The 413-nt window shown below is 47.2% G+C and carries 1 protein-coding gene; it reads left to right on the top strand.

Annotation, left to right across the window (positions count from 1 at the left end; translation table 11 throughout):
* Positions 1-413: glycoside hydrolase family 36 N-terminal domain-containing protein (locus AB4486_RS24410; protein ID WP_372119224.1), on the top strand; the 413-nt coding region annotated here is incomplete at both ends.

Below are 413 nucleotides of genomic sequence, written 5' to 3'. Positions count from 1 at the left end.
CACTTTTGTTCTAGAAGACACCGTGTCTAAGCTTGAATTGACGGTTGAAATTAAACTGGATTACGAATCGGATGTGGTTCAAAAGCGCATCACAGTAACCAACAAAGGGGGCAGTAAATACTATTTAAATAAGCTGTCATCAACGTTGCCGCTGCCAAACCACGCCAATGAATTGATGACGTTCCATGGTCGTTGGTGTCATGAGTTCCAAACGCAACGTCAGCGTTTTGAGCATGGTGGCTTCATGCAAGAGAACCGTCGCGGCCGTACTTCACATGAAAACTTCCCTGGCATGTTTGCAGGAACGCAAGGTTTCTCAGAACAGAATGGTTTGGTGTGGGGCTTCCATTTAGGTTGGAGTGGTAACCACCAAATGCGTGCTGATGTTCGCAGTGATGGCCGCCGCTTTGTAC

This window comes from Vibrio sp. 10N.222.55.C6 (assembly GCF_041473395.1).
GTDB classification, from domain to species: domain Bacteria; phylum Pseudomonadota; class Gammaproteobacteria; order Enterobacterales; family Vibrionaceae; genus Vibrio; species Vibrio crassostreae_C.
Note: the sequence above shows the minus strand (reverse complement) of the source record. Positions and strands in the feature narration are given on the sequence as shown.